The following is a 21,929-nucleotide window of genomic DNA, read 5'->3' as shown; positions in this document are numbered from 1 at the left end:
TATCGCCATCATTGCAGCATCAACTGCCTAGGCAAATTTTTGCCGTATCCAGTCAAATGCACGTGTACCAAATACGTTGATCAATAAGCCGGTCATTACGATCAGTGCGCCGACGATTTGTAAAGTATTCAATGCTTCCCCTAACAAAATCCAGGCGGCGCTCAGGCCGATCACTGGCACCATCAGCGTCAGCGGTGCAACCATGTGAGTGGGAAGGCTAGAGAGTAATCTGCCCCATAATGTATAGCCGATTAATGTCGCAGCGCCTGCCAGATAGACTATTGTTAAAGCAGAAGACAGGCTCATGTGCTGAAGGCTATACACCATCATCTCGCCGCCTTCAAACAACCACGACAATAACAAAAAGGGAATGATCGGTATCAGTGCACTCCATGAAACCAGGCTCAATACGGCTGTCGGGCCGATTTTTTTATTGATGACGTTACCACTTGCCCAAGAAAACGCGCCGCAAATCGTGAGGATAAAACCAGCGACTGTCACCTGACTGCCAGTGGCCGCAATGCTGTTGCTACCCAATAGGAGCAAGCCTGCACTGGCAACCAGCATGCCAATCAGATTACCCGCACGTAATTTGTCGCCGAATACAAGAGCAGATAAGCCGACGGTAAAAAAGGCTTGTGCTTGTAATACGAGCGATGCCAGTCCGGCCGGCATACCGACAGCCATTGCCGAAAATAAAAAAGCAAACTGACCCAGGCTGATGGTCAGGGCATAAGCGATCAGTAACTTCAATGGCACTTTAGGCCGTGGCAAAAACAAAATAGCAGGAAATGCCACTAACATGAAGCGTAAAGCGCCCATCAGGAATGGCGGTATTCCTTTCAAGCCAATTTTGATAACGACAAAGTTAACTCCCCATAAGCAGACAACGATCAGCGCTGTCAGGATGTGGCGCGGGCTAAGGACAGTTTGGGACATAATATTTGCCTTGGTGAAGCAGAGTATGAACGATTATTTTCTTTGCAGAGTGTACACGTTCTCACACGTTCTTATGCATGTCGTCTGAATAGGTGTTATCAAGAATCGTCAACGAAGTTGTTGATATTTGAGGCCAATGGCCGGATGTTACCTTTCCTCCGGCGCCAAATTACCTATTTGGGCTACCAAAATAGCATGTGCTGCGATATCTGCAGGCCGATATTTCGGGGTGGCGCTGGCAGGATATTCTCCAAGAAAATTACCATTTTTCCAGTTGGTCGATGGGCGTACAGGGCGTTTTGTAAAGCCGCCACCGCAATTCGGACATACATTGCCAAGAATAGTGGTCACGCAATCGGTACAAAACGTGCATTCAAAACTGCAGATGTGCGCAGAGGTAGAATTGGCGGGTAATTTGGTGTTGCAATGTTCACACTGTGGGCGAATTTCAAGCATGGTTTGACTTTCTGAGATGAGTTTTGGAATAGCAATTGCATAGTCAATAAAGTTACTGCGAGGGCAATGTTATCGATGATGTCGATACTTCATCCGGCAGTAAGCTCAGTATCGGTATAAGCATAGCAAGTTGAATATCACTCGATAGGAATAAAATTGCCATATATCGGTCATATCAGGACAAGAAAAATAGCATCGATATTAAAAATAGATGTCACTTTGCTCTGGCTGAAGGCAGATACTGCTATTCTGTTATTTGATTTTTTTGATACAGGACTTACACAAAACCGCCTCCAGCGGCGTTATGACTTCTGGTCGTAGGCAAACGGTACCAACTTTATTGTCTTCGTCGCCTTTCCTTGCCGTAACAACTTTGCGGAAGTTCTCTATATTTTTGCTGTTTTTGCAGCCTTTGCTATCAATTACTCATGTGGATCGATACCCATTGTCATTTAGATGCCGCTGAATTTGCTGGCTCATCTGCTCTTGTCGCTGATAACGCCAGACAGTCGGGAGTATCTGCCATCGTCATTCCGGCTGTGCATAAGAGTAATTTCTCAGCAGTAGCTGCTTTGGCAGCAATGAGGGATGACTGTTTTTACGCATTGGGAATACACCCCATGTATGTGCCTGTGTCGGATGAAAACGATTTGCTGTCGCTGCGTAAGGAGGTAGAGCGCGTTATGGCGGCACCTGATGTGAGTCGTTTTGTAGCGATTGGTGAAATTGGACTGGATTATTTTGTTCCGGCACTCACTCAAAGTCCTTTTCGTGAGAAACAAGAGTTTTTCTACACTGAGCAATTAAAAATTGCCCGGGATTTTGACCTTCCTGTCTTGCTGCATGTACGCAAATCACAAGACATGATTCTTAAACATTTACGCCGTTTCAAGGTTCGTGGCGGTATCGCCCATGCATTCAACGGTAGCGTACAACAAGCAATGTCCTTTATTGATCTGGGGTTTAAGCTGGGTTTCGGAGGTGCCATGACATATTCTCGCGCATTGCAGATACGCCGTCTGGCTGCAGAGTTGCCTTTGGATAGTCTTGTGCTGGAAACCGATGCGCCTGATATTGCGCCGAGCTGGATTCGCGAAGAGATGAATTCACCCGCGCAATTGCCGCGTATTGCGGAGGTGCTGGCGCAATTGCGAGGGATGAGTATGACTTCACTGGCCTCTGCCATACGTGCCAATTCTTTGGTGGCTTTGCCCGCAATGGCGGCAACTATGCAGGGAAGTCTGCGCTGATGCGTTTGGCTGTCATTGCTTTTGTGGCGGGTGTTTGCGCATTGCAAATGCAGGCGGGTTTGCTGCCAGCGTGGCAAATGCTGATTGGCGTGGCAGTTTGTCTGATTGTCGTCCTTGTCCTTTTGCGTATCCATCTGTCAAAAATCTGGCGTGCCGGGGTAGTCGCTGCCTTGTCGATGGCGATGGGTTTTCTTTGGGCTGGTTTGTTTGCGGATCATTATCTGCGCCAATCCTTGCCGCAGAGTTGGGAAAATAAAGATATCACCCTGATCGGAACCATTGATAGCCTGCCCTTGCAAATGGAGCAGGGACGCAGGTTTAATTTTGCGGTCGAAAAAGTGCTGTCAGTGCCAATGTCAGCGCCAATGTCTGAGATAGCTATCGCAAATTTTCCGGCAAAAATCGCATTGTCCTGGTACGCCGATGCTTTCGATGCGTCACGAAAAGAAGCTGATGTGTTACCCGGCGAACGCTGGCAATTCACGGTGCGCCTGAAACGTCCTCACGGTAATTTAAACCCGCATGGATTTGATTACGAAGTCTGGTTGCTGGAGCAGCAATTGAGGGCAACGGGCGTGGTTCACAAAGCTGTTCAGACTGAGCCGAACCAGCGCATTACCTCGTTCGTCTGGAGTGCGGGTAATATGATCGAGCGTAGTCGTCATTATTTACGCCAGCATATACATGATGCCTTGCCTGGGAGTCCTTACGCAGGGGTGCTGGTTGCGTTGGTGGTTGGAGATCAACGAGAAATATCGCAATCAGACTGGTCTATTTTCAACCGTGCCGGTATTGGGCATCTGGTCAGTATCTCAGGTTTACATATCACGATGATCGCCGGGTTATTTGCTGGCTTGATGTTTTCTCTGTGGCGACATTCTTTTTTTCTTGGGCGGAATTTACCTTTGTATTTACCGGCGCAAAAAGTGGCTGCGCTGGCTGGCGCAGGCATGGCAGTGTTGTATGTCGCTTTGGCAGGTTTTGGTGTGCCGGCACAGCGAACGATGTATATGCTGATCGTCGTCGCTATTGCATTATGGGCTGGTCGTGCGACCAGTTTTTCTTCTGTCTTGTGTTTGGCTTTGGGTGTGGTGGTATTGATCGATCCGTGGGCGGTATTGTGGCCGGGGTTCTGGTTGTCGTTTGCTGCAGTGGGCATGATACTTTTTTCCGCGGGTAGCTATTTTCCTGCGCCTGAGCCGCAAAATCTCAGGGAAAGGCTGGTCAAACTGCTGCGTTCTGCCTCCCATACGCAATATGCCGTGACGATTGGTTTGGTGCCACTGACGATGTTGTTATTCGGACAGATATCACTGATCAGTCCGGTTGCGAATGCGATCGCGATTCCTCTCATCAGTTTTGTGGTCACACCATTGGCATTGCTGGGAAGTATTTTGCCCGGGCCGATGTCGGTATGGATGCTGCAATTCGCGCATCTCTGCGTGGCATGGTTGGCCGATATCCTGACCATATTGACGACATTCACATGGGCGACATGGACTGCACCTTTGCCGTCGATCTGGGTATTTTTGCTCGCATTGCTGGGAACATGCTGGGTATTGGCGCCTCCGGGTTTGCCTTGGCGCTGGATGGGTTTGTTATGCTGGATGCCGCTCGTGTTTCAGCCTGCGCAGGCACCTGCGCGGGGCGAGTTCCGGGTTACTGCGTTGGATGTCGGGCAAGGCATGGCTCTATTGCTGGAAACTGCCACTCATCGAATGATGTACGACACCGGCCCTGTTTATTCCGCCGAGTCGGATAGTGGTAGCCGGATTATTCTTCCCTATCTGCAAGCACGCGGCATTCACGGTCTGGATATGATGATGGTGTCGCACAATGACAACGACCACTCCGGTGGGGCGCTTAGTATTTTGCGACAGATATCGGTGAATCTGGTCAGTAGTTCGCTACAAGAAAGTAGCCGGATTGTGCAGTCATCACGTCAACATCAGAGATGTGAGGCGGGGCAACAATGGGATTGGGATGGGGTCCATTTTGAGGTACTGCAACCGGTGGCTGCAAGCTACGATAGCCAGAAATGGAAACCCAACGCCCGAAGTTGTTTGCTGAAGGTATCGGGCCCTGCTTATTCTATGTTACTCCCTGGTGATATTGAGGCCGTGCAGGAAGATGAACTAGTCAATAGCATTCCGGATAAACTGCGGGCAGACGTGTTGCTGGCGCCGCATCACGGTAGTGGGACTTCATCCACATCCGCTTTTTTGAGTGCAGTGCAGCCATCTCTGGCAATTTTTCAGGTGGGATATCTGAATCGCTATCATCATCCTAAAACGGAGGTGTATACCCGCTATGGTGATTTTGGAATAAAACGTCTAAGAACAGACGAAGCTGGTGCAATCACATTACAATTTGGCGCATCATTGCAGTTTTCTCAATTCAGACAGGAGCATGCACGTTACTGGTACGGCCAGTGATGTAACTTATTCATATGGTCGATCAAACTGATAAACCCCTTATTCATTTCGTGCATGGAAATAGTTTCCCCTCAGGGACATATCGTGTTTTTCTTGATCACCTGCGTCCACACTATGAGATCCAGGTGACTGAAATGGTCGGACATGATCCAGCCTATCCAGTCACGGATGGATGGAAATTTCTGGTGCAGGAACTGATTGATACACTGGCTGCTCGCTACCAGCAGCCAGTGATTCTGGTGGGGCATTCTCTGGGGGGGATTTTATCGTTGATGGCTGCCAGAGCCAGGCCTGATCTTGTCCGTTCGGTTATTGTACTGGACTCTCCCATAGTGGCGGGCTGGCGTGCGATGTTGTTACGCATATCAAAATGGTTGAATATTGATAAGAAGTTTTCTCCTGCGCGTTTTTCAGAAAAAAGACGGCATCTTTGGCCAGACGCTGAGGCGGCCTACCAGCATTTCGCTTCCAAGGAAATCTTCGCCATCTGGCCTCCCGAAGTGTTGAGGGACTATATCAATACAGGCCTTAAGCCGCATCCTGAGGGTGTTACATTAAAATTTACCCGTGAGGTGGAGACTGCTATTTATCTGACATTGCCACACGGACTCGGGCGTCTGGTTCGAAGACCTCCTCCGATGCCTGTCGGTTTCGTCGGTGGTACGGAATCAATTGAGTGCGGTCAGGCTGGAATGACGGCGACGAAAAAGTTAATGGGAAAGAATTTTGTCCTATTGCCAGGGGGGCACTTGCTTCCCATGGAGTCTCCTTTGCCAACAGCAGACGCAGTGCATGCGATGATTCAATCGTTCAAATTGCCTGCCATCTGAATATGCTGTTGAACTTTAAATTAAATTAAATCAATGAAATCGACGATGTTGAATATGTTTGCTGATCATTTCTCCTTTGAAAAAATTCTGTTGGCGGTCAGCGCCCTTACTGGTATGAGTGGCCTGAATGCTGTTGCTGCCGATGTTATTGCTCTGCCTTCAATACAGGAATACAAACAAGTTAATAGTGTCGGTAAGGTCGCCTGGCAACTCGACATTGATAATGACAGCCTGCTGATGAATAAGGATGATGGTTTTTATACCAGCGGTAATCGTATCGGGCGAAGTGTTGTCAGTGCATCAGCGATGCAGTCCATCAGTTATGGCTGGCGAATTGGTCAGGATCTTTATACTGCTTCGGATATCAAGTTGCAGCCAAGTCAGTTGTCACGCTTTGATCATCCATATGCCGCCTGGTTATATGCCGGTATTTTTCGCGATAGTACCGATGTGACAGGCCGGAGTTTTTCTCTGGGGCTGGACGTTGGCTGTCTGGGGCCCTGTGCCGGAGGTAAATGGACCCAGACCAATCTGCACAGACTGATTCAGCAGCCTCTGCCGCAAGGTTGGGATTCTCAATTGCGAAACGAGTGGGGCGTGATTGTCTCCGCGGAAGCGTCGCCGGGTCGCTTGTTGCCATTATCCGGCATGGATATCGCACCCAAATTAAAATTGCATTTGGGTAATATACAAACAGATGTCAGTGCGGAATTACTGATGAGGGCAGGGCATTTAAATACCTTGCCGACACATGCCGCGAGTTATGCTTATTTGCGTACGGAGTTGAAAGCGGTTGCTTATAACGCGACCATACAAGGCGGCTATTTTCATCAGCCAACTCAGCCTTTGCATGTCAAAAACGGCGTTGGCGAGGTCGAACTGGGTTACTTGTGGAAAGGTGATCAATACGGAGTCAGCGCCTCACTTATCCGTCGCAGCAATGAAATAAAAGAATTATCTAATGGTGTCGGCGCTCAAAATTTTGCAAGATTGCAATTTATTTATGTCATGTAAATTTTTGCTTAACATCTGATAAGCATCTGATCAATGTCTTAGGACTGACGCAAAATTGCCCCGGCAAGGCAAGGCGACGAAGGTCGTACCTGTTTGGTGGGATAAGGAGCCATAACGCCGCTGCGGTGGTTTTGCGTGAGTCCTGTATCTGACAGGTATTCCTGACAGGTATTCGATCAGTATTGATTCAGCAAATATTGATTCAGGATTTTGTGCTGATATTTTGGCGCGGGCAAATTCGCATCACTACACCTTAGTGATGTATAATTCGAATTTCCCGCTTGTGCCGTCCGGCACCTTCTGCAATGACCAAGTTTGTATTCGTTACGGGGGGCGTAGTCTCCTCACTGGGCAAAGGCATCGCCGCTGCCTCTCTCGCCGCGATCCTCGAATCGCGTGGCCTCAAAGTCACTATGCTCAAACTGGATCCGTATATCAACGTTGATCCGGGCACCATGAGTCCATTTCAGCACGGCGAAGTTTTTGTGACCGATGATGGCGCAGAGACTGATCTGGATCTGGGACACTATGAGCGCTTCATCAGTTCCAAGATGAAGAAAGTCAATAATTTCACCACTGGCCAGATTTACGAGTCCGTGATTCGCAAAGAGCGTCGCGGTGAGTATCTGGGTAAGACTGTTCAGGTGATTCCTCATATCACCAATGAAATTCAGGAATTCATCCATCGCGGTGCGGCTGGTGCAGATGTGGCGCTGGTTGAGATCGGTGGTACGGTCGGTGATATTGAATCTCTGCCTTTCCTCGAAGCTGCTCGTCAGCTGAGTTTGCGTGCAGGTCGCAATGCTGCTGCGTTTGTTCATCTGACGCTGGTGCCTTATGTTGCCGCTGCTGGCGAACTGAAGACCAAGCCGACGCAACATAGCGTACAAAAATTGCGCGAAATCGGTATTTTCCCAGATGCTTTGCTGTGCCGCGCTGATCGTCCAATTCCTGATGATGAGCGTGCAAAAATCTCTCTTTTTGCCAACGTGCCGGAAGAAGGCGTTATCTCTGTATGGGATGCCGATACCATCTACAAAATTCCGCAAATGTTGCACGATCAAGGACTGGATAAGATCGTTTGCGATAAGCTGGGTCTGTCGCCTAAACCCGCGGATTTATCCATGTGGGATAAACTGATTTATGCATTGGAAAATCCGAAGGCAGAAGTTACTATCGGCATGGTCGGCAAATATGTTGATCTGACCGAATCGTATAAATCATTGACAGAAGCGTTGCGTCACGCTGGTATTCATACCGAAAGCCGCGTCAATATTGAGTACGTAGATTCGGAAGAAATCGAAGCGCAAGGTACTAAATCGCTGGAAAAATACGATGCGATTCTGGTGCCGGGTGGTTTTGGTAAGCGCGGTGTCGAAGGCAAAATCATGGCGGCTCGCTATGCTCGCGAAAACAAAATCCCTTACCTTGGCATCTGCCTTGGTATGCAAGTTGCCCTGATTGAGTACGCGCGCCACATGGCCGGCCTGACGATGGCAAATTCAACTGAGTTTGATCCTGAAACAGAGCAGCCAGTAGTTGCCCTGATCAATGAATGGAAAAATCAGGATGGCAAAGTTGAAACCCGTGATGAAAATTCTGATCTCGGCGGCACCATGCGTCTGGGCGCACAAACCTGCGCGATCAAGCCTGGTACTCTGGCGGCGGAAATCTATGGCAATGTCGTGACTGAGCGTCATCGCCATCGCTACGAAGCCAATAATCATTATCTGGGTCGTGTTGAGGCTGCGGGTCTGGTCGTGTCGTCCCGTACGGCAACAGAAGATCTGTGTGAAATCATGGAATTGCCGCGCGACGTACATCCTTTCTATCTCGGTGTTCAGTACCATCCGGAGTTCAAATCGACACCGCGTGACGGTCATCCGCTGTTTATCGCATTTGCCAGAGCTGCGCTCGCCCACAAAAAGGCACAAGGAAAATAAAGCATGAAATTATGCGGATTTGACGTCGGTCTTGACCATCCATTTTTTTTGATCGCCGGTCCTTGCGTGATTGAATCAGAACAGATGGCGTTCGATACAGCAGGCATGTTGAAGGAAATGACGCAGGAACTTGGTATTCCCTTTATCTACAAATCATCATTTGATAAAGCGAACCGCTCTTCAGGTACTTCTTTCCGTGGCTTAGGTATGGAAAAAGGGCTGGAGATATTGGGAAAAGTCAAAAAGCAGATTGGTGTGCCAGTTCTGACTGACATTCATGCGATTGATGAAATCGCGGCCGTTGCTGCGGTGGTGGATGTGCTGCAGACGCCTGCTTTTCTGTGTCGTCAGACCGACTTTATCGAGGCTTGCGGCCGTTCCGGCAAACCTGTGAACATTAAAAAAGGTCAGTTCCTGGCGCCGCATGACATGGTCAATGTGATCGCCAAAGCGCGTGCTGCTGCGAAAGCGGCGGGATTGCCTGAAGATAATTTCATGGCATGTGAGCGTGGTGTTTCGTTTGGGTACAACAACCTGGTATCAGATATGCGCTCGCTTGCCATCATGCGCGAAACCAATTGCCCGGTTGTATTCGATGCCACCCATTCGGTACAACTGCCAGGCGGTCAGGGCACATCCTCCGGCGGGCAGCGTGAATTTGTACCGGTATTGGCTCGTGCAGCCGTGGCGGTGGGGATTTCTGGCCTGTTCATGGAAACGCATCCCAATCCCGCTGAAGCAAAATCCGACGGTCCAAACGCTGTTCCATTGGGTCGTATGAAAGAATTGTTATCCACATTGATCGAATTGGATCGCGTGGTAAAAAAGAATGGATTCCTTGAATCCAGCTTTACTTAATTTGTTGTGTGTCGGTTGTCATTGTCCGGCTTCTTTTGCTCATCCGGTAAAAGAAGCCAGCAATAGCATGATGGAATTTCGCGATTGCTGACTTGTTCTAAGGTCGCTTTACCGGAATTCATGTTTCGCTGGTAAAAATGATTGCTTGTCAGTGTCATCTTATCCGATGAACAGACAACTGCTCAGGTACAGATAAGTATTTACTTTGTTCGCTATAAATTAATAGTCTAGGAGAATTGAATGAGTGCCATCGTTGACATTATCGGTCGTGAAATTATTGATTCACGCGGTAACCCAACTGTTGAATGTGATGTTTTGCTGGAATCTGGCGTCATGGGCCGTGCGGCTGTGCCGTCCGGTGCGTCGACTGGCTCTCGTGAAGCAATCGAATTGCGTGACGGAGATAAATCCCGTTACCTCGGCAAAGGCGTCTTGAAAGCCTGCGAACATATCAATACAGAAATCGCCGAAGCGATTATGGGTCTGGATGCGAACGAACAAGCTTTTCTGGATCGCACATTGATTGACCTCGACGGAACAGAAAACAAGAGCCGTCTCGGCGCAAACGCCATGCTGGCGGTTTCTATGGCTGTTGCCAAAGCGGCTGCTGAAGAGGCTGGCCTGCCTTTATATCGTTACTTCGGCGGCTCTGGCGCGATGCAGTTGCCAGTACCGATGATGAATGTGATTAATGGTGGCGCACATGCAGACAATAATCTGGATTTGCAAGAATTTATGATTATTCCTGTTGGCGCTCCTAGTTTCCGTGAAGCGATTCGTTACGGTGCTGAAGTATTCCATGCATTGAAAAAAATCCTGCATGATAAGGGCTTGACAACAGCTGTTGGTGATGAAGGTGGTTTTGCTCCTTCTGTTGAAAACCATGAGTCTGCTATCAAGATGATTATTCAGGCGATCGAAGCTGCCGGATATACTCCTGGTACTCAGATTGCGCTGGGTCTGGATTGTGCGGCGAGTGAGTTCTATAAAGACGGCAAATATCACCTCGAAGGCGAAGGCCTGACATTGTCTTCTGCAGACTTTACCAATCTGCTGGCAACATGGTGCGATAAATACCCTATCATCTCCATCGAAGATGGTATGGCAGAGGGCGACTGGGAAGGTTGGGCAATTCTGACCGAAAAACTGGGTAAACGTGTACAGATCGTTGGTGATGATCTGTTTGTCACGAATACTAAAATTCTGAAAGAAGGCATCCAGAAAGGTATCGCCAATTCTATTCTGATCAAAATCAACCAGATCGGTACATTGACCGAGACTTTTGCTGCGATTGAAATGGCAAAACGTGCTGGTTACACAGCCGTGATTTCGCATCGTTCAGGCGAAACAGAAGACAGTACGATTGCCGATATCGCTGTTGGCATGAATGCCTTGCAGATCAAGACTGGTTCTATGTCGCGCTCTGATCGTATGGCAAAATACAATCAATTATTGCGTATCGAAGAAGATTTAGGCGAAGTTGCAAGCTATCCAGGTCGCGATGCCTTTTATAATCTGAAGTAATCTGGTATCGTTGGTCAATAAGAGGGGAACAGTGTTCCCCTTTTTGTTGTGTCTTCACTTTCATTTCTTTTTCTGTGCGCCTGATTAGCCTTATTTTTGCCGTCTTGTTGTTGATGATCCAATATCCTTTATGGTTAGGTAAAGGTGGCTGGCTACGTGTGTGGGAAATGGAGAGGCAGGTTGCCCAAATCCAGAAGCATAACGATGGACTCAAAGAAAGAAACAGCAAACTTGACTCTGAAGTTCAGGACTTGAAAAACGGTACTGGCTCCGTCGAAGAGCGTGCCCGGTTTGAGTTGGGTATGATCAAAAAAGATGAAATCTTCGTCCAGATTCTGGATGCCAATGCAGTGATGCAACCTCCGCCAATCGCTTTGCCAGGTGCAGTTGCTGGTAAAAACAAGCACTAATCGAACTGACATCGAACTGTCGCAGTTTATCTCTGATGGCATGATGACGAGAGCCACATGGGTCGTGGAAGCCATCAATCCGCCATCACGCTGCCAGGGCAGTATTATAAATGCCCAGCGTGATACTAACTTTTATACAAACTCCAACACAAACTCTGATACAAACAACACGTACTTTGTTGTCTCGTGGCATGTTTTACGCATCCCTTATCGTATGCACATTCGCGGTATCGTTTATACTCATTAGTAGTTTGTTGTTGTAATTTCTTTTTGTTGTGTCTTTCACTTCTTTCATTTTTGCGTTTGGCATCACAATGCGCTGAAATTTACCTTTTCTCGGAGGTGATGGATGAAAATTGACCATGCTACAGATACGATGATGGTGAGCGTCATGACAAACGAGAAAATACAGTAACAAGATTATTAGCTACATCAATCTAATATTAAAAACAGACAGGAGAATCAGATGGCGAAAGCGGTATTTCAGTGGGACGATCCTTTGTTGTTGTCTTCTCAGCTCAGTGAAGAAGAGAGAATGGTGCAGGAAGCTGCACGTACTTATTGCGCTGAAAAGCTCGCACCGCGTGTGCTGGAGGCTTTTCGCCATGAAAAAACAGATCCGGCGATCTTTCGTGAAATGGGCTCCCTGGGTTTGCTGGGTTCGATGATTCCTGCGCAATACGGTGGAGCTGGCCTGAATTATGTCTGCTATGGCCTGGTTGCTCGTGAAGTAGAGCGTATTGATTCCGGATATCGCTCGATGATGAGTGTGCAAAGTTCTCTGGTGATGGTGCCGATTAATGAGTTTGGTAGCGAAGAGCAAAAACAAAAATATCTGCCTAAGCTCGCCACAGGTGAATGGATCGGCTGCTTTGGTCTGACTGAGCCTGATCACGGTTCTGATCCTGGCAGCATGGTGACGCGTGCTAAAACGGTACCGGGTGGTTACTCGCTGACCGGTGCCAAGATGTGGATCACCAATAGCCCGATTGCGGATGTATTTGTGGTCTGGGCGAAAACCGATGATGGTCGTATCCGTGGTTTTATTCTGGAAAAAGGCTGGAAAGGTCTGAGTGCGCCAGCGATTCATGGCAAGGTCGGCCTGCGTGCATCCATTACAGGTGAAATCGTGATGGATGAGGTTTTTGTACCTGAAGAAAATCTGTTACCGCATGTGGAAGGGTTGAAAGGTCCATTCACTTGTCTGAATTCGGCCCGTTTTGGTATTGCCTGGGGAGCACTGGGGGCGGCAGAGTTTTGTTGGCATACGGCACGTCAATACACGATGGATCGCCAGCAATTTGGTCGCCCGCTGGCAGCGAATCAACTGGTGCAGAAGAAACTGGCTGACATGCAGACAGAAATTACTCTGGCACTGCAAGCCTGCCTGCGACTGGGGCGCATGAAGGATGAAGGAACCGCCGCTGTTGAAATTACCTCCATGATGAAACGCAATTCCTGCGGAAAATCATTGGACATCGCTCGTACTGCGCGCGATATGTTGGGCGGTAATGGTATTTCTGACGAATTCGGTATTGCCCGCCATCTGGTTAACCTTGAGGTGGTCAATACGTATGAAGGTACACATGATATCCATGCGCTGATATTGGGACGTGCGCAAACTGGAATCGCAGCATTTTAAGTTGTTTGCATACGCTGCCTTCATAAAAAAACCGCATTCGTGCGGTTTTTTTTATCAGAAATAAAGTCATCGGGAATGAGCCACCAGTATCAGCTTGCAGGTGGTGGATTGTTTGATGCATCAGAATCACGCGCCGGATTATTTTCTGCCTGCCGCCGAATCTCGGTTTCCAGAAAGATGAGTCCTTGTCGGGCATAGAGCATGAGTTCTGGTGACAGACCGCCACCTAATAATGTAGGTGTTTCTTTGGCAAGAATTGCCCGGACTTTGGGAATGACACGCATATCATTGCCCCAGGCATCCAAGAACAGACGGCGCCATTGTCGCAATAGTGTTTGCACTTCAGGCGATTCCGGGGTGGCTTGCTGTTCCATTTTTTCTTTTACTTCTGAAAATAACAGACTCCAGGCATCGGCATTCCTGATCGATGATTCCTTAAAAAAACGACACTCTTCTTCGCTCAGGTGCTGCCGATAGGCGGCGTAGCGCATTTCGGTGACGGATAACATGATGTAGTCGATGAGTTCTTTATCGACACCGGTCAGGGCTTGCACTCCCGGTTCCTGGGTATGCATTTTTGTCAAATTCATCATGTAACGCGGATTTTTGGGCATGGTTTGATCGACTGCCGCAATCCAGCGAGCGGTCAATTGTTGCGCGCGTGGGTCAGATGGTGGCACCTGTTGTTGCAGTAATTGTTTTGCTTCTGCAATCAAAGGGCGCATTTGCGCATCTGGTGAGAATGCTTGCGCAGGATGTTGTTCCCGTAGATGGCGCCATTCTTCCTTTGTGAAATACTTGTCTGCGACACTCATCATCTCCAGCGCGCCGAGCCAATCATCCAGTTGCAGTTCCTTGTTTGTTTCGAGTAACTGGTGTAGGTGCCGTAAGCGATCCCGCAGGGTCATATCCTGATTGATTTGCTGTTCCAGTGCAGAGATTTGCTCAGCGATAACGGTTTTCAGTTGCACGTCTTCCTGATCGATAATATCTGCAATGTCAGCCAGTGACAGATGAAGCCGACGCAGCGCCTGTATCCGGTGTAGCCGAACAATATCTTCCCGATCATACAGGCGGTAATCTGCCTCTGAGCGTCCAGAGGGAGTCAGTAAACCGATGTGGTCGTAGTGGTGCAGTGTTCTGACTGTCAGACCAGTGCGTTTTGCCAATTCGCCGATTTTTAATAACATGATATCTTCCTCATTCAATACGATGACTATAAAGCCTTACCTTGTGTCAGGGTCAAGTGGATTGTAGTGAGTCATTCAAAAGACGGGGCATGAGCGCGCAAAAACAGGTAGGTTGAAGAAGTACTGGTGCAGCATCGGCGACTGAGCACAGAGCGGTGGCAAGAAGAGTGCGATGCTTGAAAAGGAGTCGTGATGCTGTTGATATGCTTGATATTGATCGGTGGCTCTGCGCTGATTGGCGTTCTGTGCTCGTATATCCGACATGCGCAATCGCGATTTGTCTGGACTGTTGTCTGGCCCGTTTATTACCTTGCTTGTCTTTTCTGGGCTTGTGACTGTAATTGTGACTGTAATTGTTACTGTATTCGGTCTATGTCGTCCCGCATCAGCAAGATGCCTTATGGCCAATTACACAATGGGCCGGCGGAACACTGCGGCAGCCATTGGTGGTTTTTCGTGCTTGCTTTACCGTGCGTTGGCGCAAGTTGTCCTGATGTGGCAAGACTTCCAGAAGTGCCGAGAATGACGTGGAAATGACATTTCATAGCATTTTTTAGGGGAGTATAGGTATTAATTCAGCTTTTTGTCAGGATAAAATAAGGCCTCTTAAAATATACTGCCCCTAGTATATTTTGATCAAAAAATGCCCTTTTGGGACTGGAAGCGAAGTGCCCTGATTTTTTCGGTTACTTTTCATCTGGCTTCATCCCGCTGAACATTGGGCTGAAAAGGGAGGCAAATCAAATGAGTGATGTCCCGCGCTATTGTCGGGACAGGCTTAGGCTTGTTTGTTGTGACTTGGTTGAGGAGGATGATCCGGAAGGGGAGGGAAGAACGGCTGGGAGCGTTGTGTCGGCCATTACCGACATTTTGTCCAGAGATGGAATGTGACGAAGTCAGCATTCCTTTTTTGGCTTCCCATTGGTGCTTCCAGTGCGCTTCCCCGTGCTCTATGCATTCCTATACACCCATACATTGATTGCCTGGAGCACTGAAGCGGACTGATGCCTGAAATGTCTGAACGGTTAATGCTTGATGTCGCTGGCGGGGGAGGTGCCTTCGGTCAGCGTTTTGGCGATGAAAAGTTGTGCGCAATCGACAGGATCAAAGCTGTAATGCTTGCCGCAGAAGTCGCAGTTGATATCGAGCCTGCCAATTTCTGTAATGGCACTTTCTACTTCTTCTGCGCCGAGCATTCTGAGCATATCGCCCACTTTTTCCCGACTACAACCGCAATGAAACACAGGATGCAGCGGATCGAATACCCGCAAGGTCTGCTCCCAGAACAGGCGGTGCATGAGAATACTGATATTGGTTGTCAGCAATTCTTCACGTTTCAGCGTATCACCCAATAGCACTGCGTGGTTCCAGGCATCTGCATCGTCATCCACCTGAGCGCCGCTACCGCCGGTTTTGGGTAGTTTTTGCAATAACATGCCGCGTGCGACCTGATCATTCGCTGCCAGCCATAGCTTGGTATCGAGCTGTTCAGAGCGCAGCATATAGTTTTCGATGACTGTAGCAATGCTATCGCCATCGAGCGGCACAATCCCCTGATACGCTTGCTGGCCCGGCACTTTGTCGTTCGGGTCGAGCGTGATGACGAAGCGTCCCTGGCCATGCGCATGTACCAAGTCTTGCAAGGTCTCATGATCCTCGATGATGGCATCTTCTGCCAGCTTGGCAGTTGCCCGCAGGCGAAGATTGGCGTCGCATTCAACAACCATCAGCTTGACTGGGCCATCACCATGAATCTGCATGATCATCGTGCCGTTGAACTTCAGATTGGCGGAGAGCAGTGCAGAGGCCGCCATCAGTTCACCCAGTATCGTTTTGACTGCCTGAGGATAGTTCTGGTGAGACAGCATTTGTTGCCAGGATTGTTCCAGTTCGACAAATTCGCCCCGTACGCCGGCGTTTTCGAACATAAATTTTTGTAGAGTATCTGTCATGTAATCGGTCTTAATGCATTCTTGATTGAGTCGCTGTGTTCATTTGCCGCGGGGCGCTAGCATCAACCGATACGCTTGAGCTGGGTTTTGAAGGCTTGTCCGCGTTGAGCGTAGTTGTCACTGTTGCGACGCATACCGGCGATGTCTTGTTCTGTCAGTTGTCGTACCGCTTTTGCTGGGGTGCCGATAATGAGTGAATTATCAGGAAACTCCTTACCTTCGGTGACCAATGCACCTGCACCCACCAGGCAGTTTTTACCGATTTTCGCGCCATTCAAAATGACAGCCTGAATACCGACCAATGAACCTTCACCGATCGTGCAGCCATGCAACATTGCCTGATGACCGATCGTGACGTGTTTGCCAACCGTGAGTGGATAGCCAGGGTCAGTATGCAAAATACAGCCTTCCTGCACATTGCTGCCTTCTGAAATAGTGATTAATTCATTGTCGCCGCGGATCGTGACATCAAACCAGATACTCGCCTGTGCTTCGATTTTGACCTTGCCGATGATGTTGGCCGAGTCGGTGATATAAGCGGAAGCATCGATTTCTGGGGCGATATCGCCTAATTGGTAGATGGGCATAATTTTTCCGTAAAATGGAGGGTATGTCGTTTGTTTGGTTTGTCTGGCCAATGTGAGCCGCTGAAGCTATTTGTATGAGCGACTATATTGGTCAATATCGTACTCAACATCAGACTCAGCATTGGACTCAATCTATCAACAGATAGATGAATGAGCAGATATGACTGATATGACTGATGGGTATTGATGTCAGCATAGCGTAGCTTATAGAGTTGCTCACCGTTCGGTATATCCAGACGTATTGTGCTATTTTACCGCTCCACGGCACAGATTGCCCGGACGTACACTACAAATCGCCCGTTGGCGATCGTTCTCCACTTCAGAAATAAGCTGAAAACGATCAGTTTGAAGAATACATTATGTTAAGACTCTCCGCATTACAAGCGATTACGCAGCCCACATATGCCACGAAGCTGGCTGCGACTCTGGCACTCAATGAGCAATGTGCGGTTGATCCTTCTGCCAGATTGCATACTGAATTGGCAATACCTGGGCGAGAGGCTTTGCCTGAGTTGGTAGCACCGGCCAAACTGGCGCGGCGCGCCATGCACACACCGGAAGGGCGGGCTATTCTGATTCATGCTCTGGCACATATCGAAATGAATGCTGTTGATCTGGCGCTCGATATTGTCTGGCGTTTTGCTGATTTGCCAGAGCAGTTTTATCGTGACTGGATCAAGGTTGCTAAGGAAGAGGCCTATCATTTCAATTTGCTGAACCAGCATCTGCAGTCCATGGGATATGTTTACGGTGATTTTCCAGGGCATCAAAGTTTGTGGGAAATGGCAGAAAAAACACAGGGCGATATTCTGGCGCGTCTGGCGCTGGTACCCAGAACATCCGAAGCCAAAGGGCTGGATGTCACTCCCTCTATCCGGGACAAACTGCGACAAGCCGGTGATGGGCGAGCCGCCGATATTCTCGATATTATTTTGCATGATGAAATTGGCCACGTGACGATTGGTAATCATTGGTACAAATATATTTGTCAGCAACGTGGAGTCGAGCCGATTGCCACGTATGCAGAACTGGCCCTGCAATATAAAGCGCCGAAATTACGTGGCCCATTTAATCTGGCAGCAAGGCGTGAAGCAGGCTTTGATGAAGCTGAATTACAGGCCTTGCTGGAAGCGGCGCAATAACTCTGCTGTCATTTCTGGGTGCTACTTCATCAGGGGTAATCGATGAGTTGCTGATCCGTTATGGGGGAGTTTTATATTGGCTGTAGATAAGTACCAGATGCCCAGCGCTTGATTGTTGTTATCGACTTGGGATCTGCGCTTGCGTCAATGGAGGCATCAACGCAAGCCACAGTCACGGTGATAATCTGCGTTCATAATGCAACACATCGAGCCATTTGCCATGTAATAAAGTCGTCGCATGTGAGCGTGAAATGCATTGAAAATGACATTTTTCCATAATGCGCTGCGATGCTTTATTACCAGCAGCGACCACCGCTTTTAGCCGGCGCAGGTGTAAATCTGCCACCGCAAGTTGAATGACAATATCAACAGCAGCGGTAGCAAAACCTTGTCCAGCATGACGCTGGCTAAAACGGTAACCGAGAGTGGCCTGATGAAAAAACACACGGTCAATATGCCGCAGCGTCACACGGCCAACAATTTCTGATCCCACCCATGCAAGATAGTGGCATTCCTTCTGCAGGTTTGCAGACATTTGTGCTTGCTGCAGACTGGCGCTGACTGCTTGCTCGTGGTAATAGTCATCACCACGCGTGGCGATCCATTGTTCAAAATAGCGACGATTTTCCAACTCAAATGCGAGCACTGCCTTTGCGTACTCAGGGTGTGTCGGGCTGATTTGTAATGAGGTAGGGGTCGTTTGCATTAAATGACGGTGAGTGAATGTGTTAATGCTGATGCCAAAGGCAAATATGGCAAATATGCTAAACGCCGCAGCTACAGTCGCTATACGGGCGTGCTTGTCGTTCCGGAATCATTTGCGTAGCCAGTTACTTTATGCGAAATTTGCCGGAGTATAAAGGTACCGACAATGCATCGTAGTCCTCTGGTACCGGATTGATCGCAAAACATGGGTATAGCTACTGATGGTGTCGTATGAGGTTTGTAGTATCTTTGGTACTCGTGGATACTCTTTACTATTCTTTGATTTCGTTTTTTGTGCGTTTGCCTGCTTGTTCATTTAACTCTGCTTTTTCTTTTATTTTTATTTTTATTTTTCCTCTATGCCACCTATGCGTTCGCTATTCCGTCAATTGACATTGCTAAGCGTCTGCCTGTTCACAACAAGTCTGTTGAGTGCTTTTACTTGTCAGGCGCAGACATATAATCCGGTAATCCAGAATCAAGCGACAACGTGGGCGAAGCCAGCCGTGCTGTTGACTGCCTTTGCGCTTAACAAACCGGCACAAGTGCTGGACCTGGACGATGTTTCTCAGGGGTTTGCGCGGGAACTGGCACGTCGTTTGGAGAATAGTCAGCAATTCATGGTGAGGGTTTCACCTGATTTGTTGTCGCTGGATTGGCAGCAAACCGTACCTCCGCCAGCGAAATTGCTGCAACAACTTAGCGCCTACTATGGTTCTCGTTTTATCATCGCCGGAGAAGTTCGTAATGCCGGTAGCAAAATTGAGACGAATTTATTTGGCCTGACCAAAAAAGAAACCCGTGCCATTGAAGTTGAAATACGTTTGTACGATGCATCTCAAGGGCGCCTCATTTCCCGCTATGATTTGGCGCGCAGCGTCACCAGTGATATTCAGGTCGATGTTGCGGTGGGGCGTTCCCATGTCTTTGGAGGTGCTGCTTTTGTCAGCACGCCTTATGGTAAAGCCATTGCTGATTTGATTGACGAGGCGGCGCAATTGGTGACAGCCAACATGCTGGAGCAAAAATAAACGCAGCAAGCACATGATGTGTGCTGCTGCGCGGATATTGTGGTGAGTTAATAATATGGTGAGTTAGTGACTACCTGTGATTTTTAATTGGCATTCTCCATTTATTCGCCAATGACTCATTGAGTTTTATTCGGTTTCATTTCGTATTATTTCGATTTATTTCGTTTCGTTCTGCTGACATTTTTTTGTTAACCCGCTCGCAGCTCTTCCCGCAAACGCAAGATTCGACGTTGTACCTTGCCCGTTGTTGTCATTGGCAGCGCATCAATAAATTCGATTTCTTTCGGATATTCATAGGGTGCCAGTTTGCCGCGGACATGCGCCTGTAGTTCGTGAATCAGTTCTTCACTGGCTTGGTATTCCTGGCTCAGAACGATGTAGGCTTTCACCAGGTTTCCTCTTTCCTTGTCGGGTTTCGGTACCACGGCGACATTCAGAACAGCAGGATGTTTGACCAGACAGTTTTCAATTTCTGATGGGCCTATCCGGTAGCCAGCGGCTTTAAACATATCATCGGCACGTCCTTGATACCACAGGTAACCATCAGCATCTCTGGACGCCAGATCGCCTGTTCTGCACCAGTCACCGGTAAATTTATTGCGTGTTGCTTCATCATTTTTCCAGTAACCCAGAAAAAATACCGGATCAAGGTGACCAAAGGCATCATAGCGATGCATGGCGACTTCGCCAATCTCGCCTGTAGCGACTTCGTTACCAGCGTCATCAATGATTGCCACTCTGTGTCCCGGGTAAGGTCGGCCCATACTGCCTGGCCTTGCAGGCCACATATGGGAGCTATTCCCCACGATATAGTTCATCTCGGTTTGTCCGAACATTTCATTCGGTGTCACATGTAAGGCTTTTTTGCACCATTCAAATACAGTATCGCCGACGGCTTCACCTGCGCTCATGATGGCACGCAGCCGCAGTTGATGATGTTTGCGTGGCGTCGGATCGGCTTTCATCATCATTTTGAGCGCCGTTGGAAATAAAAAGGTATTCGTTACTTTGTATTTGGCCAGCAGGTAGTACGCTGTTTCTGCTGAAAAACGTCCTTGGTATCCAACGATGGGTTTGCCGAAATACAAACTAGGCAGTAATGCATCCATCAGTCCGCCAGTCCATGCCCAGTCTGCGGGCGACCAGAACACATCTTTTTCTTGTGGAAACCAGTTTTGTGACGCGACAAAGCCAGTCAGATTGCCGATGATGGCTGAGTGCGGGATCAGTGCGCCTTTGGGGGCACCAGTCGTGCCGCTGGTATAGATGAGGATGGCAGGGTCGCTGGCTCTGGTTTGCTCATAGTCAAAATATTTGGGCATGCAGGGCACATGCGTTTCCCACTCGATGCAGGGCGCTGTGTCCGCTTTGGTATGGCAGTCCACTGTGATGACGGTTTTTAACTGGGGGCAGTGACTACGGATTTCTTCAAATGCATCCAGTCCGCTTGCATCCAGCACCAACGCTACGGCTTCGCTGTGTTGCAGACGGTATTCCAGCGCCTCTGGTCCAAACAAAAAAGACAGTGGCATGGCGATAGCACCCATTTGCAGACAAGCAAGAATAGTGATCGCTGTTTCTGGTCGTTGCGGCAAAATACAGGCAACTACGTCGCCACGTTGCACACCTTCTTGCGCGAGTAACTGCGATAACTGATTTGCTTGTTCGTACAGAGATTGATAAGACAATTTGCTGGTATTACCCAGACTGTCTTCATGGTAAATCGCGATGCGCTTGGGATCGTTGGCCCAGCGGTGACAGCATACTTCGGCAATATTGAAATAATTGGGGACGGCCCAGCGAAACTCTCGATAAAGCTTGTCGTAATGATCGGCTTGCTCAGTTGGATTGTTGATGGGTTTGCCTGTTGATTTTCCTATTGACTCGCGTGTTGGGGTATTTTTTTTCTTCTCCTGCGCCTTCATCCTGCCTCCGTTATAATAATCGAACGGTCGTTCTATTGTTTTTAATATGACTACGTACGACCTCGCATGTACCTTTGTATCCATGCTACTGTATTT

General features: G+C 48.5%; 18 protein-coding genes. 11 read left to right on the top strand and 7 right to left on the bottom strand.

Translation table 11 applies throughout. The features are described 5' to 3' along the window. Positions 1–27: 27 nt before the first annotated feature. Together ACO0LB_RS13060 and ACO0LB_RS13055 are read right to left on the bottom strand one after the other, a co-directional pair. Positions 28–939 (bottom strand): EamA family transporter, encoded by a 912-nt coding sequence (locus ACO0LB_RS13060; RefSeq protein ID WP_423049685.1) that lies wholly within the window; start codon positions 937–939, stop codon positions 28–30. Between the two features lie 147 nt (positions 940–1,086). Then, entirely contained in the window at positions 1,087–1,395 is a 309-nt protein-coding gene (locus ACO0LB_RS13055) for a DUF1272 domain-containing protein (RefSeq protein WP_423049683.1), read from the bottom strand. Between the two features lie 428 nt (positions 1,396–1,823). Between ACO0LB_RS13055 and ACO0LB_RS13050 the strand changes: the two genes are divergently transcribed. The 9 genes from ACO0LB_RS13050 to ACO0LB_RS13010 all read left to right on the top strand — a co-directional run bounded on the left by ACO0LB_RS13050 (position 1,824) and on the right by ACO0LB_RS13010 (position 13,301). Continuing rightward, entirely contained in the window at positions 1,824–2,645 is an 822-nt protein-coding gene (locus ACO0LB_RS13050) for a TatD family hydrolase (protein WP_423049681.1), read from the top strand. Then, entirely contained in the window at positions 2,645–5,080 is a 2,436-nt protein-coding gene (locus tag ACO0LB_RS13045; RefSeq protein ID WP_423049679.1) for a DNA internalization-related competence protein ComEC/Rec2, read from the top strand. Before ACO0LB_RS13050 ends, ACO0LB_RS13045 begins: the two co-directional genes overlap by 1 nt. A 14-nt stretch (positions 5,081–5,094) precedes the next feature. After that, positions 5,095–5,910: an alpha/beta fold hydrolase gene (locus ACO0LB_RS13040; protein ID WP_423049677.1), complete on the top strand. Its 816-nt coding sequence runs from the start codon at positions 5,095–5,097 to the stop codon at positions 5,908–5,910. Positions 5,911–5,955: 45 nt separating this feature from the next. Next, on the top strand, positions 5,956–6,924 hold the full coding sequence (locus ACO0LB_RS13035; RefSeq protein WP_423049675.1) for a lipid A-modifier LpxR family protein: 969 nt from the start codon (positions 5,956–5,958) through the stop codon (positions 6,922–6,924). Positions 6,925–7,229: 305 nt separating this feature from the next. Then, positions 7,230–8,867 (top strand): CTP synthase, encoded by a 1,638-nt coding sequence (locus tag ACO0LB_RS13030; protein ID WP_423049673.1) that lies wholly within the window; start codon positions 7,230–7,232, stop codon positions 8,865–8,867. Between the two features lie 3 nt (positions 8,868–8,870). Then, entirely contained in the window at positions 8,871–9,725 is an 855-nt protein-coding gene (kdsA, locus tag ACO0LB_RS13025) for a 3-deoxy-8-phosphooctulonate synthase (RefSeq protein WP_423049671.1), read from the top strand. Between the two features lie 240 nt (positions 9,726–9,965). Next, positions 9,966–11,249: a phosphopyruvate hydratase gene (eno, locus tag ACO0LB_RS13020; protein ID WP_423049669.1), complete on the top strand. Its 1,284-nt coding sequence runs from the start codon at positions 9,966–9,968 to the stop codon at positions 11,247–11,249. A 74-nt stretch (positions 11,250–11,323) separates the two neighbouring features. Beyond that, positions 11,324–11,659 carry a cell division protein FtsB gene (gene ftsB / locus ACO0LB_RS13015; RefSeq protein WP_423049667.1) on the top strand — a complete coding sequence of 112 codons (336 nt, stop codon included), beginning with the start codon at positions 11,324–11,326 and terminating at the stop codon, positions 11,657–11,659. 466 nt (positions 11,660–12,125) lie between these two features. Next, complete coding sequence (locus ACO0LB_RS13010) at positions 12,126–13,301, top strand: acyl-CoA dehydrogenase (protein WP_423049665.1); 1,176 nt, start codon at positions 12,126–12,128, stop codon at positions 13,299–13,301. Positions 13,302–13,390: 89 nt separating this feature from the next. Here the strand turns inward: ACO0LB_RS13010 and ACO0LB_RS13005 are convergent, their stop codons facing one another. The 3 genes from ACO0LB_RS13005 to ACO0LB_RS12995 form a co-directional block, all read right to left on the bottom strand. Further along, the gene (locus ACO0LB_RS13005) at positions 13,391–14,491 is read right to left on the bottom strand and encodes a MerR family transcriptional regulator (RefSeq protein ID WP_423049663.1); all 1,101 of its coding nucleotides are present in this window, start codon (positions 14,489–14,491) and stop codon (positions 13,391–13,393) included. Positions 14,492–15,516: 1,025 nt separating this feature from the next. Then, entirely contained in the window at positions 15,517–16,443 is a 927-nt protein-coding gene (gene hslO / locus ACO0LB_RS13000) for an Hsp33 family molecular chaperone HslO (protein ID WP_423049661.1), read from the bottom strand. 62 nt (positions 16,444–16,505) lie between these two features. Next, positions 16,506–17,030: a gamma carbonic anhydrase family protein gene (locus tag ACO0LB_RS12995; protein ID WP_423049659.1), complete on the bottom strand. Its 525-nt coding sequence runs from the start codon at positions 17,028–17,030 to the stop codon at positions 16,506–16,508. 359 nt (positions 17,031–17,389) lie between these two features. On the opposite strand from ACO0LB_RS12995, the gene ACO0LB_RS12990 reads away from it, so the two are divergent. Then, complete coding sequence (locus ACO0LB_RS12990; RefSeq protein WP_423049657.1) at positions 17,390–18,172, top strand: ferritin-like domain-containing protein; 783 nt, start codon at positions 17,390–17,392, stop codon at positions 18,170–18,172. A gap of 172 nt (positions 18,173–18,344) precedes the next feature. Here the strand turns inward: ACO0LB_RS12990 and ACO0LB_RS12985 are convergent, their stop codons facing one another. Beyond that, complete coding sequence (locus tag ACO0LB_RS12985; protein WP_423049655.1) at positions 18,345–18,878, bottom strand: GNAT family N-acetyltransferase; 534 nt, start codon at positions 18,876–18,878, stop codon at positions 18,345–18,347. A gap of 367 nt (positions 18,879–19,245) precedes the next feature. Here ACO0LB_RS12985 and ACO0LB_RS12980 point away from each other — a divergent pair, with 367 nt between their 5' ends. Further along, positions 19,246–19,908 carry a flagella assembly protein FlgT middle domain-containing protein gene (locus ACO0LB_RS12980; protein ID WP_423049653.1) on the top strand — a complete coding sequence of 221 codons (663 nt, stop codon included), beginning with the start codon at positions 19,246–19,248 and terminating at the stop codon, positions 19,906–19,908. Positions 19,909–20,096: 188 nt separating this feature from the next. Here ACO0LB_RS12980 and ACO0LB_RS12975 read toward each other — a convergent pair whose 3' ends face one another. Then, positions 20,097–21,833, bottom strand: coding sequence for an acyl-CoA synthetase (locus ACO0LB_RS12975; protein WP_423049651.1), 1,737 nt, complete (start codon positions 21,831–21,833; stop codon positions 20,097–20,099). Positions 21,834–21,929: the final 96 nt, after the last annotated feature.

Origin of the sequence: Undibacterium sp. SXout7W (genome assembly GCF_049339385.1) — a bacterium.
Lineage (GTDB): Bacteria > Pseudomonadota > Gammaproteobacteria > Burkholderiales > Burkholderiaceae_D > Undibacterium.
This window is presented reverse-complemented; position numbering and strand designations above follow the sequence as displayed.